The following is an 11,952-nucleotide window of genomic DNA, read 5'->3' as shown; positions in this document are numbered from 1 at the left end:
GACGGATGATCGCCAGAGTGCTGGGCCCCCTGCGCGTGACCATGAACGGCGTGTCGGTGGTCCCCACGGCGCTGAAGGCCAGAAAGCTCCTCGCCGTGCTCATCCTGAACCGGGGCCGCGTGGTGCAGCGGGCCGCCATCGAGCGCGAACTGTGGGGCCTGGACGTGCCCATGAGCGCCTCGACGGGCATCCAGAACTGCGTCATGCAGATCCGCAAGAGCATCGGCCGCGCCCTCGACGGCGGCCCCTCGGACCGTCTCCCCAAAGAGACGCTGATCACCGAGGCCACCGGTTACCGGCTCGAAGTCCCCGGCGAGCAGTTCGACATCGTCGGCTACCACCGGCTCGTGACGGCGGCGGGAGAGGCGGAGGCCAGGGGGGACCTGTCACAGGCATCGGCGCAGCTCGGCAACGCGCTGAAGCTGTGGCGTGACGCGCCCCTGGCCGATGTGCCGGCCGGGCCCGTGCTGCACCCGCACGTGCTGCGGCTGGAGGAGGACCGCAAGGCGGTGCTGAGCCAGCGCGTCGGCCTGGACCTGCGGCTGCGCCGGTACGCCGAGGTCATCGGCGAACTGCACGCCCTCGTGGCGCTCAATCCCTACGACGAGGTGCTGCACGAGTACCTGATGCTGGCGCTGTACCTCTCCGGGCGCCGCAACGACGCGCTCGCGGCCTACCAGGGCGTTCGCACCGCCTTGACCGACGGGATCGGCCTGGAACCCTCGCACCGCCTGCGTCGCCTCCAGCAGCAGATCCTGAACTGCGACGACGCGCTGGAGCACACGTTCCTGGACGACCGCGCCCCCCATCTCGTCGGGGCGTAGCGGGCGTCAAAGGGCGAGTGCCCCCACGTGAGCGGCGGCGGGTGCCCCCGCTCGAGCGGCCGTCAGGGACGCGAGGAGCTCTTCGAGCACGACCCCCTGACCCTGCGGGGTGAAGGGGAAGAAGTGCCCGCCCTGGGCGAGCCGGCAGCGGAACGGGCCCGACGTGAAGCGGGCCCACAGGGGCAGCGCGCCCGGCGGGACGAGGGGATCGTCCGTACCGGCCAGCGCGGTCACCGGCACGGCGAGCCGCAGCGGCTCCACGGCGTGCAGCGCTTCCCGCGCGAGCGCGAGGTCATGGGCCAGGATCCGCCGCGCGGGGCTGAGCGACAGGTCGCGCAGGGCGTCGGCGGGCAGGCGGTGCGAGGCGAGGATCTCGGCCAGTTCGGCGGCGGAACCCGGGTGTTCCGGACGTGGCCTGCTGCGCGCGCCCGGTTGCGAACAGCTCACGACCAGGCCGTCGCAGTGTCCGCCGGCGTCGGCGAGGGCGAGCGCCAGCAGTCCTCCCAGGCTGTGGCCGTAGAAGACGGTGGGGGCCGGGTCGAGGGCGCTCAGCTCCCGGCGGATGCCCGGCACGGCGGTCGTCAGCGTCGTACGTGGTGCGAGGCTCGCACGCCGCTCCCGCCCGGGCAGTGTGACGCCCACGACCTCCACCGTCTCCGGCAGACCGGCCAGGACGCTCGCGTAGCGCTGCGCGCCGGCGCCCGCGTGGGGGAAGACGACGACGCGGCTGCCGCGCTGTGCGGAGGGCCGCAGCACGTGTGTCCAGTCCTCGGCGTGGGAAGCCATGCTCATTCCTTGGTGGGTCGGGGCCATGGGAGCGCCGTACGGGACAGGGGGCGCGGGCAGGACGCCGCGCCGGCGCCGGGCGGGGAGCGCGTGCTCCCCGCCCGGCGCGGACCTCGCGGCGTCGGATTCAGGCCGACGTGACGACGAGCGCGGCGTTGTGGCCGCCGAATCCCAGCGACGTGCTGACGGCGACGTCCACGGGGGTGGTGCGGGGTTCGCCGCTGACCACGTCCACGTCGATGGCCGGGTCCGGGTTCTTCAGGTTCGCCGTCGGCGGCACCGTGCCGTGCTGCACGGCCAGCACCGTGTACGCCGCCTCGATGGCGCCCGCGGCGGCCAGCGCATGGCCGGTGACCCCCTTGGTCGACGTGACCAGCGGCGTGTCGCCCAGGACGCGGCGCAGCATCCGGCCCTCGACGAGGTCGTTCATCGCGGTGGCGGTGCCGTGCGCGTTGACGTGCCGGACGTCGGAGGGGCCGGCACCCGCGTCCGCCAGGGCGCCGCGCAGGGCCCGCTCGATGCCCTCCCCGTCGGGGTGCGGGGCGGTGGCGTGGTGGGCGTCGGAGGAGGATCCGTAGCCGCTGACGACGGCGCGGATCCTCGCACCCCTGGCGCGGGCGTCCGCCTCCCGCTCCAGGACCAGCACGCCGGCCGCCTCGGCGGCCACGAAGCCGTCCCGTTCCGCGTCGAAGGGTTTGCCGGCGTGCTCGGGCGCCTCCCCCGACTTGGACAGTGCGCCCATCTTGCACAGCCCGGCCATCACCGTCGGGGTGAGCGCGGACTCGCTGGCGCCCGCCAGCACGATGTCGCAGGCGCCGGAGCGCAGCAGGTCCCGGGCGGTACCGATGGCTGTCGCCCCGGAGGCGCACGCGGTGGCGGTGACCAGACTCGGCCCCCGGGCACCGACGTCGATCGCCACATAGCCGGCGAGCATGTTCGGCATGTACTTCGTCACCAGCAGGGGCGAGACCTTGCCGGCGCCGCGCTCGCGCAGCGTGTCGTGCTGCTCCGCGAAGGTGGCGGCGCCGCCGAGCGAGTTGCCGAGCACCACCCCGACCCGGGTGCCGTCCCACGTCGTGGAGTCCCATCCGGCGTCCGCGACGGCCATCCGGGAGGCCACGACGGCGAGTTGGACGAAGCGCTCCAGCTGCCAGCCCGCGAAGCCGCCCAGCAGTTCACCGGCGTCGAAACCCGGTACCCGGCAGGAGAAGTCGACCGAGAGCTCGGTGAGTGCGGGGTCGCGCGTGGCGCAGGAGCGTCCTGACAGCACCCGCTCCCAGTTCTCCGCCACGCCGATTCCGGCCGGGGTCACCAGGCCCAGGCCGGTGACGGCCGTGCCGTGTGCGGGACCGTCCGCCATCAGACCGCCGCTCCCTTGGCCGACAGCAGCTGGACCAGGTCGTCCAGGGTGTGCTCCTCGGTGAGCTCACCGTCCGCTATCTCGACCCCGAACTCCTTGTCCAGGACGAGGCCGAGCTCGATCAGGACCAGGGAGTCGAAGGACAGTTTGCCGAGCGTCACCTCGGACGCGATGATCTCCGGCTTGACCTTGAACTGGTCGGAGAGAAGGACCGAGACCCGCTCCGCGATCGCCTGCATGGTGTTTCTCCTTGTGATGCGGTGAGTGATGAGGGGTGAGAGGTGAGAGGTGGGGATGCCTGTGATGCGGTGGGGGCCGGCGTCAGACCGCCGTGATGTCGGGCCATACGAGCGCCACCGACCCCCAGGTGAGTCCCCCGCCGAACCCGCCGAGCACGACGCGCTGGCCGGGGAGCAGTTCGCCGCCGGCCGACGCGTCGGCCAGGGCCAGCGGGATCGAGGCCGCGACGGTGTTGCCGACGCGCTCGATGTTGGAGGGGAACCGTTCCGGCGGTAGGTCGACGCGCTCGGCGACCGCTGCCAGGATGCGCGCGTTGGCCTGGTGGAGGACGACCTTGTCGATGTCCTCGACCGCCCAGCCCGCGGCGTCGGCCGTCGTCGTCACGGAGGCCGCCATGTGGCGCACGGCCTCCGCGAAGACCGGGCGGCCCTCCATGGTGAAGTAGCCGGCCTCCGGTGCGGCCGGCCGGCCGGTGGAGCGCTGCCGTGAACCGCCGGCCGCCACCTGGATGAGGTCGCTCTGGCCGCCGTCGCTGCCGAGGTGGAGCCCCTTCAGGGCGCCCGGCTCCGTCGCCGCGCCGGCGCGCAGGTACACCGCTCCGGCGCCGTCCCCGAAAATGGCCCGGGTCGTACGGTCGGCCGGGTTGAGGATGGTGGAGAAGGTGTCCGCCCCGATGACCAGGACGGAACGGGCGAAGCCCGCCTGGACAAAACCGGCCGCCGCCCCCAGCGCGTAGACGAAGCCCGTGCACACGGCGGCGATGTCGAACGCGCCGACCCCGCCGAGCCCCAGCCGGTCGGCGACCTCGGGCGCGGTGGCCGGGCAGGGGCGGTCCGGGGTGCTGGTGGCGACCACGACGACGTCGGCCCGCTCCTCGCCCGCGGACTTCAGGGCCCTGCGCCCGGCCTCGACGGCCAGGTCACCGGTCGACCCGCCCGGGTCGACGACGTGCCGCCGGCGGATCCCGGTCCGGCTGCTGATCCACTCGTCCGAGGTGTCCAGTTGCCGGGCGAGGTCGTCGTTGGTGACCACCGTGGGCGGGACCCAGCTGCCCAGGCCGGCGACGACCGCCGCGCGGTCCGGCCCGGTCATCCGGCGTCTCCGCCACCGTGGGACGTCTTCGAGGTACTGCTGTCAGCCACAGCCCTTGTCGCTGTCGTAGCCGTCACTGCGTCGTTCCTCCTGGCTGCTGTCGTGGTGCACCGATGTGCTGTGGCGCCGTCGGAGTTCTCACCCTGGCAACGCGGGCTCCGCTTTCCCTCACGAGCGGCCCACGCAGGGGACACGTGCCGCTCACGTCGGACGTGAGAGGCACGTGAGTGGTGCGTAAGTACGCGCTGCCAGCCTGGAATGCGTCCGGCGGCGGCCCTTGCGCCGCGGTGCAGGCGAACGTGCTCCGGACACCCCTTCACACGACCCCGCTCACGACCGCGCACGAGGAGAACTGAGTGCAGCAACGCAGGATTGGCACGAACGGCCCGGTGGTCTCCGCCATCGGTCTCGGCTGCATGGGGATGTCGGAGTTCTACGGTCCGACCGACGAGGCCCAGAGCCTGGCGACCCTCCAGGCGGCCCTGGACAGCGGGGTCACGCTGCTCGACACCGCCGACATGTACGGCAAGGGCCACAACGAGAGCCTGGTGGGCCGGGCCATCGCGGGCCGCCGCGACCAGGTGGTCCTCGCGACCAAGTTCGGCATCCGTCGCGACGACAGCGACCCGCGGCAGGGCCGGAACATCGACTCCAGCCCGGAGCACTGCCGGCGGGCCGTCGACGCCTCGCTGAAGCGCCTGGGCGTCGACCACATCGACCTCTACTACCTCCACCGCAAGAGCCCCGACATCCCCGTCGAGGAGACGGTCGGAGCCATGGCGGAGCTGGTGCGGGCCGGCAAGGTCGGGCACCTGGGGCTTTCCGAGGTGACCGCGCAGACCCTGCGCAGGGCGCACGCCGTCCACCCCATCGCGGCCCTGCAGACCGAGTACTCGCTGTGGACCCGCGAGGTGGAGGCGGAAGTCCTGCCGGTGGCCCGGGAGCTGGGCACGTCACTCGTGGCGTACTCGCCGATCGGACGGGGTTTCCTGACCGGCGCGATCAGCCGGCCCGAGGACCTGGACCCCACCGACTTCCGGCACTCGCACCCCCGCTTCCAGCAGGAGCACCTGGCGCGCAACATCCGGATGGTCGAGCGGCTGCGCGAACTCGCGGAGCTCTACGGGTGCAGTCCCGTGCAGCTCGCCCTGGCCTGGCTGCTGGCTCAGGGCGACGACATCGTCCCCATCCCGGGCACGCGCCGCATCGGCTACCTGCGCGAGAACGTCGCCGCCGCGGAACTGCGGCTCACCGACGAGCAACTGGCCGCCGTGTCGGCCGCGGTGCCCCACGACGTCGTCTCCGGCGAGCGCTACGACCCGGCGGGCATGGCGACCGTCGGCCACTGACTCCCTGCGCTCTTCACTCCCTTCGCCCTTCAGTCTCTTCACCAGCTAACGAGGAATCCCATGGCAGACAAGCTCAAGCAGCTCAAGCTGGCCGCCGTCAACATCGACGGCGTCCTGCTGAACGACACCTTCAGCCCGGTCATCCACAACTTCATCGTCAGTCGTGGCGGCGAGTACACCGCCGACGTCGAGCGCAGCATCTTCTCCCAGCCGCAGCTGGTCGGCGGCCAGGGCATGGCGAACGCGGCACGCGTTCCGTGGACCGCCCAGGAGGCGATCGACGTCTACTTCAAGGAGCGGGAGGAGTACACCCGCGACCACCCGGTCGAGCTGCTCGACGGCGCGATCGACCTGCTGCGCCGGCTGCGCGGGCTGGGACTGAAGACGGTCAGCTACGGCGGCCTCGACAAGTCGCACTTCGACCACTTCCTGGGCGAGCACGCCGACCTCTTCGACGAGCCCGGCTACGTCTGCACCAACGACTTCCGCCCCGGCCTGCGCGAGATCACCACCGAGGTCTTCGGCCTGAAGCACGACGAGGTGCTGTTCATCGACGACGTGGCCCGGGTGGCGGAGGTCGCCAAGGCCCTCGACATCCCCTTCATCGGCCACCCCAGCTCCTTCGAGCACAGCTTCCAGCCCCAGCTGATGCGCGAGAGCGGCGCCCGGCACATCGTCGACTCACTGCACTCCATCGACGAGGAGCTGCTGCGCACCCTCGACGCCGAGGCCGCCGCGCACTCCGTCTGGCGCGACTGAGCCCACGCGCCGCCCCGCGGCGCCGGACCGGCCGCCCCCGGCCCGTCCGGCGCCACCGGCGCCCCTCCCCTTCCCCGCGCGGTCCCGGCCCTTCCTGCCGCGCCCCCTTCACACACCCAGGAGTTACGCCTTGGACCGCGCCGCTTCCCCGCAGACCCTGCTGCTGGACTTCGACGGAGTGCTGAGCCTGAACGCGTCGAGCCTGCTGCTGCTCGCCCTGCACGAAGGCATCAACCGCCACACGGAGTTGCCCATCGAGGCGACCGTCACGCAGTTCAAGGCCATCAGCACCTTTCCCCAACGGGAGAGCCTGCGCGTGCTGTTCGCGGGTCTCGGTATCGAGCAGCACCTGAACGCCGAGATCGACGCGCTCAGGTCGCTGACCGCCGTCCGGGGCACGCCGCTGGCCCTCGGCGAGGGCGTGGAGGCGTTCTGCGCCCAGCAGCGTGCGCGGGGCGTGCGGTTGCGGGTCTTCTCCACGATGGACCGCGCCACCGCGCGCCGCTCGCTGCTCGACGGGCTGTTCGGGCCCGAGGACTACGTGGCGCTCGACCACGCCTCGAAGGCCGATCCGGACACCTACGCGGCGCTGCTCGCGGCCGAGGGCGAGGTGGACCCGGGGCAGTGGCTGCTGGTGGACGACTCCCCGCTCGCTCTGCGCGCGGCCAAGATCGCGGGGCTGCGTACGGTGCTGATGCGCGGCGCGGTCTTCTCGGACGACGACGTGTCGGCGTTCGGGTCCTTCATCGACGCGCAGGTGACCTCGTTCGCGGAGCTCGGCGCTCACCTCGCCGCCCAGGACGCCCCGCCCGCCGCACGCCCGCCGGCCGGCCGGGCCCCGCTGCCGGCCTCCCGGCTCTGACCGCGCACCCGACCCAGTTTGCCCCCAGGATTGATAGGTTTCGATGTCCCAGTCACTTGCTGATTCCGAGCTGTCACCCCCCAGGGCCGTCCCTGCGGAGACCGGCCCCAATCCCACGCGTGTGCTGGTGGCCATCGCTCTGGCCGCCGTGATGCTGCCCATCTCCGTCACGGGGCCGGGAGTCGCCCTCGCCGACATGTCGGGCGCGCTGAACGCCTCGGCCGCCTCCACCCAGTGGGTACTGAACGCCTACAACGTGGCGTTCACCGCCTTCATGCTCGCGGCCGGTTCCGCGGCCGACCTCTTCGGGCGCCGCCGTCTGTTCCGGAGCGGCACGGCCGTCTTCGCGCTGGCCTCCCTCGTCGCCGGCACCGCGCCCACCATCCTGCTCGTGGACCTGGCGCGCTTCGTCCAGGGCATGGGCGCGGCAGCGGTGCTGACCAGTGGTTCCGCGCTGCTCGCCCACACGTTCAGCGGGGCCGCCCGGGCCAGGGCCTTCGGCATCTTCGGCGCCTCGATCGGTTTCGGCCTGGCGATGGGCCCGTTCGTGTCCGGCCTGCTGGTGGGTGTCGCGTCCTGGCACGCGGTCTTCCTGGTCAACGTCGTGCTCGGGGCGGTCGTGCTCGTCCTGGCCCGCACGCTGCCCGAGTCGAAGAATCCGGGTGCGCGGCGCATCGACCTGCCCGGCGTGCTGACCTTCACCCTGGCCCTCATGCTGCTCGCCCTCGGCTTCGTCGAGGGGCCCTCACAGGGATGGGGCGGCATCGTCACCCTCGGCTCCTTCGCGGGTGCGGCGCTGTTCCTCGCCCTGTTCGTCGTGGTCGAACTGCGCGTCGCCGAGCCGATGTTCGACCTGAGCCTGCTGCGGCGCCCCACGTTCGTCGCCATCATCTGGCAGCCGGTGAGCATCGTCTTCGCGTTCGCGGCCCTGCTCGTCTACCTGCCGCCCTACTTCCAGGGCGCGGGCGGCGCGGGCTCGACGATGTCCGGAGCGATGCTGCTGCCGCTGACGCTGCCGGTCTTCGTCCTGCCGCTGTTCACCGGCACGCTGGTGCGGTTGCTGTCCGTGCGGATGCTGCTGGCGCTCGGACCGGCGGTGCTGGCCGTCGCGCTGTTGCTGATGACGTTCACCGACCCGGTGTCGTCCCGTACCGGGCTGTACGCGGCGCTGCTGCTGGCCGGTGTCGGTATCGGTCTGGCCTTCGGCGTCATGGACAACGCGGCGGTCAGCGTGGTGCCGGCCGAGCGCAGCGGTATGGCGTCGGGCATGTTCAACACCCTCCGCGTCGCCGGCGAGACGATCGGCGTGGCGTGTGTGGGCGGGCTGCTGCTCACCTCGACCCGTCAGCAACTGTCCGCGGGCGACGGTGCGATGGCCGACGACGTGGTCCAGGGCCGGCTGGGTTCCGTACGCGCGAGCGGCGGGGAGGACTTGGTGGACCGGGCGGTCCAGGGTCTCCAGCACGGCTGGGGCGTCGTCTACGTGGTGCTGGCCTGCGTGGCCCTCGCCGGTGCGATCGCCATCTTCACCATGGTCCGTGACCGTGACCTGGACCAGTCCTCCACCGCTCAGGAGGGGTGAACCCCTCCCCGCTGCCCTCTGGGCTGCCGCCTGCGGAACGAGAAGACCGTCCGGACCCCATCTCCTGGGGTCCGGACGGTCTTTCGTGGTCACCGTCCCGCGCTGCCGCGTTCCAGCCGGAAGACGGCCCTGGCGACACCGCGCCCGCCCTGCTCGAACGTCACGGGGACCGACACGGCCCCGGCGGCGTCGGCCGCCCGCTCGTGGCCGTCGCCGATCACCGTCAGGGGCTCGTCGAGTTCCGCGTAGGCGCCGAACGAGGCCTCCAGCCCGGTGAGCGACCAGGAGGCCGCCGGGGCCCCGAAGAGCTCCTCGGCGGTCAGCAGGGCCGTCTGCCGTCCCGCCTCCATCAGCACCATGCCGGGCACGTGGTCCTGGGCGTGGTCGAACAGGCTGGGGTGACCACCGGCCACCAGCAGCCGTGCCCGGACCTGCCGGCCCTCGGTTACCGGGTCGAGCAGCACCACGTTCTCCGGCCGCTCCCGGCCCACGCGCCCGGGCCTCACGAGGCCTTCGGTGACCGGTCGGCGGTACGACTCGGACGTCGGCGTGCTCCCGCCGTCCCGCCGGCCGCGGAGCATCCCGTACACGCTGTCGGCGACGTACTTCACCCGCATCGTCACCTCGCCCACCGGCCGCCCGGACACGCTGATCGCCATGCGGTACCGCAGACCGCGCAGCGACCCGCCGACCCACTGCGCGTCGTGCGTCGTGGCCGCGATCGTCACCTCGGCCGGCCCGTGGGCGCGCTCCAGGGCGGTCAGGCCCGGCAGCTCCATCGACCACTGCTGGAGAACGAACTTGGTGCCGTCCGGCGCCCCGAAGTGCGCGTGCACGGCGTGCGTCTCGGCCTGGCGGCAGCACTCCAGCAGGAACAGCGGATCGACCGCGGAGCCGGTCGTGTGGTCGGTGTAGTAGGCGTGGGACGGCGGCAGTTGCGCTCCGGCCACGAAGTGGTCGTCGTCGACCGCCGTGCTGTCGGTCAGGAACACCTCCGACAGCGCCCGCCGGTGTACGAGCCCTTTCGCCACGGTGTGCTCGAACGTGAGCGCACGCAGCGCGGCCCCCACACGGTCCGTCTCGGCCATCACGGTCACGCGAATCCCCTTTTCCCAGACTGTCCTTGACGACGGCCACGCTCCCAGCGACGGCTCACGCACACCTCACGCGCCCATCACGCCACTGCGAAGAGGACTAGCCGAGGATCCCGCGGTCGTACGCCACCGCCACCGCCGCCGCGCGGTCCTTGACGCCGAGCTTGGCGTAGAGGTGGGTGAGGTGGGTCTTCACGGTCGCCTCGCTGATGAACAGTTCACGGGCGATCTCGCGGTTGGACGTGCCCCTGGCGACCAGGGCCAGCACCTCGCGTTCGCGCGCGGAGAGCGGCTCGTTGCCGGGGGACCTGGGAGTCCGGACCGCGGAGACCAGGCGGGAGGCCACGGCCGGGGAGAGGACCGTACGGCCCTCTGCGGCCGCCCGTACGGCGGTGAACAGCTCCTCGCGGGGCGCGTCCTTGAGCAGGTAGCCCGTGGCGCCCGCCTCGATCGCGGGGAGGGTGTCGGAGTCGGTGTCGTAGGTGGTGAGGACGAGGACCTTGGCGCGGGCGCCGGTGCGCGTCAGTTCACGGATGGCGTCCACTCCCCCGCCGCCGGGCATGCGCAGGTCCATCAGGACCACGTCCGGGTCCAGGCCGGTGGCGAGGGAGACCGCCTCGACGCCGTTCGACGCCTCCGCCAGGACCGTGAATCCCGGGGCGGACTCGAACATGCCGCGCAGGCCGTCCCGTACGACGGGGTGGTCGTCGACGATGAGCAGGGTGATCGCGGCGTCACCCGCCGGGGCGTCTTCAGTCATGGCGGACCAACGGTACGCGAGCGGAGACCGCCGTACCCTGGCCCGGCTCGGACTCGACGGTGAGGGAGCCGGCGATGCGTTCGGCGCGGGCACGCATGCCGTCCAGGCCGAAGCCGCCGGTGCTGGTGCGGGCGGGGACGGCGAGCGGGTCGAAGCCGCGGCCGTCGTCGCGGATGTCGAGAATGACCTCGTCGCCGAGGAACGACAGCGTGACGCCGACTCGGCCGGCCGCCGCGTGCCGGGCGCTGTTGGACAGGGCCTCCTGGACGATCCGCAGGAGGGTGGCCGCGAGTTCCTCGTGGAGCTGCTCGGCCGTGCCGGTGACCGTGAACTCGGCGGGTACACCCGTCCGTTCGCCCCACTCGGCGACCGTCCTCTTCAGGGCCTCCGGCAGTCCGGCGTCGGCCAGGGCCACGGGGGCGAGGTTGTGCACCGAGCGGCGGGCCTCGCCGAGACTGTGCCGGGCCAGGTCCGAGGCGCGTTCGAGGTGCGTGCGGGCCACGGCCAGGTCGGGGGCGTTCGCGACGACCTGGAGCTGGGCGATGATGCCGGTCAGCCCCTGGGCGATGGTGTCGTGGATCTCGGCGGCCAGTCGCCGGCGCTCGTCGGCGACGCCCGCTTCCCGTGCCTGGACGAGGAGTTGGGCGTGCAGGGCGGCGTTCTCGTCGAGGGCCCGTTGCAGGGCGGCGTTGGCGCTTTCGAGTTCGGTGATGGTGACGGCCCGCTCGCGGGAGCGCTGTTCCTCCTGCTGCGTGATGTGGCCGACCACCGTCAGCAGGCCGTAGTTCGCGACCAGCAGCACGGCGAACAGCAGCCACTGGATGGGGCTGCGGAACGGCATCCCGCCGGACTGCGAGCCCGCCACCACGACGACGGTGGCCAGGAGACCGAGCCACTGCCGGCGCTTTCCGGGGATCAGCTCGTCGCTGTCGAAGTAGCCGGTGGACGCGTAGAACCCGAAGAACGGGTTCAGCCATGTGAGGGCGAAGGCGATCGCCCAGCGCAGGACGTAGTAGACGGTCCCGCGCCGGGACGGGGTCCGGCGGCCGCGGCGGGGCCCGTGCCACAGCTGGAGCAGCACCGCGGCGACGACCAGCGCACCGCCCGCGTACCACTCGGCGGGGCTCGTCATCAGCTCGTGCGCGGCGACCGAGAGGAGGGTGGAGGCGGCGAGCAGCCCGTAGACGCCCCAGGTGTGGAACTGGTTCTGACGGTGCTCGATTCTCTCGTCCGCCGCGGTCATC

General features: G+C 72.3%; 12 protein-coding genes. 5 read left to right on the top strand and 7 right to left on the bottom strand.

Features of this window, described 5'->3' with window-relative positions; all coding sequences use genetic code 11:
* The first annotated feature begins 5 nt into the window (after positions 1-5).
* Positions 6-824, top strand: a complete 819-nt coding sequence (locus ABFX81_RS41855) for a BTAD domain-containing putative transcriptional regulator (protein ID WP_086851532.1) — start codon at positions 6-8, stop codon at positions 822-824.
* Between the two features lie 6 nt (positions 825-830).
* Here the strand turns inward: ABFX81_RS41855 and ABFX81_RS41850 are convergent, their stop codons facing one another.
* From ABFX81_RS41850 to ABFX81_RS41835, 4 genes are all read right to left on the bottom strand, one after another.
* Entirely contained in the window at positions 831-1,610 is a 780-nt protein-coding gene (locus ABFX81_RS41850) for an alpha/beta fold hydrolase (protein WP_086851530.1), read from the bottom strand.
* A gap of 127 nt (positions 1,611-1,737) precedes the next feature.
* Complete coding sequence (locus ABFX81_RS41845; RefSeq protein WP_346139687.1) at positions 1,738-2,970, bottom strand: beta-ketoacyl-[acyl-carrier-protein] synthase family protein; 1,233 nt, start codon at positions 2,968-2,970, stop codon at positions 1,738-1,740.
* Positions 2,970-3,209 (bottom strand): acyl carrier protein, encoded by a 240-nt coding sequence (locus tag ABFX81_RS41840; RefSeq protein WP_020272690.1) that lies wholly within the window; start codon positions 3,207-3,209, stop codon positions 2,970-2,972. Before ABFX81_RS41840 ends, ABFX81_RS41845 begins: the two co-directional genes overlap by 1 nt.
* Positions 3,210-3,291: 82 nt before the next feature.
* Complete coding sequence (locus ABFX81_RS41835; RefSeq protein WP_086854051.1) at positions 3,292-4,302, bottom strand: beta-ketoacyl-ACP synthase 3; 1,011 nt, start codon at positions 4,300-4,302, stop codon at positions 3,292-3,294.
* A 356-nt stretch (positions 4,303-4,658) separates the two neighbouring features.
* Between ABFX81_RS41835 and ABFX81_RS41830 the strand changes: the two genes are divergently transcribed.
* The 4 genes from ABFX81_RS41830 to ABFX81_RS41815 all read left to right on the top strand — a co-directional run bounded on the left by ABFX81_RS41830 (position 4,659) and on the right by ABFX81_RS41815 (position 8,854).
* The gene (locus ABFX81_RS41830) at positions 4,659-5,651 is read left to right on the top strand and encodes an aldo/keto reductase (protein WP_346139686.1); all 993 of its coding nucleotides are present in this window, start codon (positions 4,659-4,661) and stop codon (positions 5,649-5,651) included.
* Between the two features lie 60 nt (positions 5,652-5,711).
* Positions 5,712-6,410, top strand: coding sequence for an HAD family phosphatase (locus tag ABFX81_RS41825; RefSeq protein WP_307177581.1), 699 nt, complete (start codon positions 5,712-5,714; stop codon positions 6,408-6,410).
* A 130-nt stretch (positions 6,411-6,540) separates the two neighbouring features.
* Complete coding sequence (locus ABFX81_RS41820) at positions 6,541-7,272, top strand: HAD family hydrolase (protein WP_317924560.1); 732 nt, start codon at positions 6,541-6,543, stop codon at positions 7,270-7,272.
* A 127-nt stretch (positions 7,273-7,399) separates the two neighbouring features.
* Positions 7,400-8,854 carry an MFS transporter gene (locus tag ABFX81_RS41815; RefSeq protein WP_346139685.1) on the top strand — a complete coding sequence of 485 codons (1,455 nt, stop codon included), beginning with the start codon at positions 7,400-7,402 and terminating at the stop codon, positions 8,852-8,854.
* An 89-nt stretch (positions 8,855-8,943) separates the two neighbouring features.
* Here the strand turns inward: ABFX81_RS41815 and ABFX81_RS41810 are convergent, their stop codons facing one another.
* The 3 genes from ABFX81_RS41810 to ABFX81_RS41800 form a co-directional block, all read right to left on the bottom strand.
* Complete coding sequence (locus ABFX81_RS41810) at positions 8,944-9,942, bottom strand: ScbA/BarX family gamma-butyrolactone biosynthesis protein (protein WP_346139696.1); 999 nt, start codon at positions 9,940-9,942, stop codon at positions 8,944-8,946.
* A 106-nt stretch (positions 9,943-10,048) separates the two neighbouring features.
* Positions 10,049-10,708, bottom strand: a complete 660-nt coding sequence (locus ABFX81_RS41805; RefSeq protein ID WP_086839188.1) for a response regulator — start codon at positions 10,706-10,708, stop codon at positions 10,049-10,051.
* Positions 10,701-11,951 carry an ATP-binding protein gene (locus ABFX81_RS41800; protein WP_086839186.1) on the bottom strand — a complete coding sequence of 417 codons (1,251 nt, stop codon included), beginning with the start codon at positions 11,949-11,951 and terminating at the stop codon, positions 10,701-10,703. Before ABFX81_RS41800 ends, ABFX81_RS41805 begins: the two co-directional genes overlap by 8 nt.
* Position 11,952: the final 1 nt, after the last annotated feature.

The organism is Streptomyces coeruleofuscus, assembly GCF_039532725.1.
Classification (GTDB): domain Bacteria; phylum Actinomycetota; class Actinomycetes; order Streptomycetales; family Streptomycetaceae; genus Streptomyces; species Streptomyces coeruleofuscus.
Note: the sequence above shows the minus strand (reverse complement) of the source record. Positions and strands in the feature narration are given on the sequence as shown.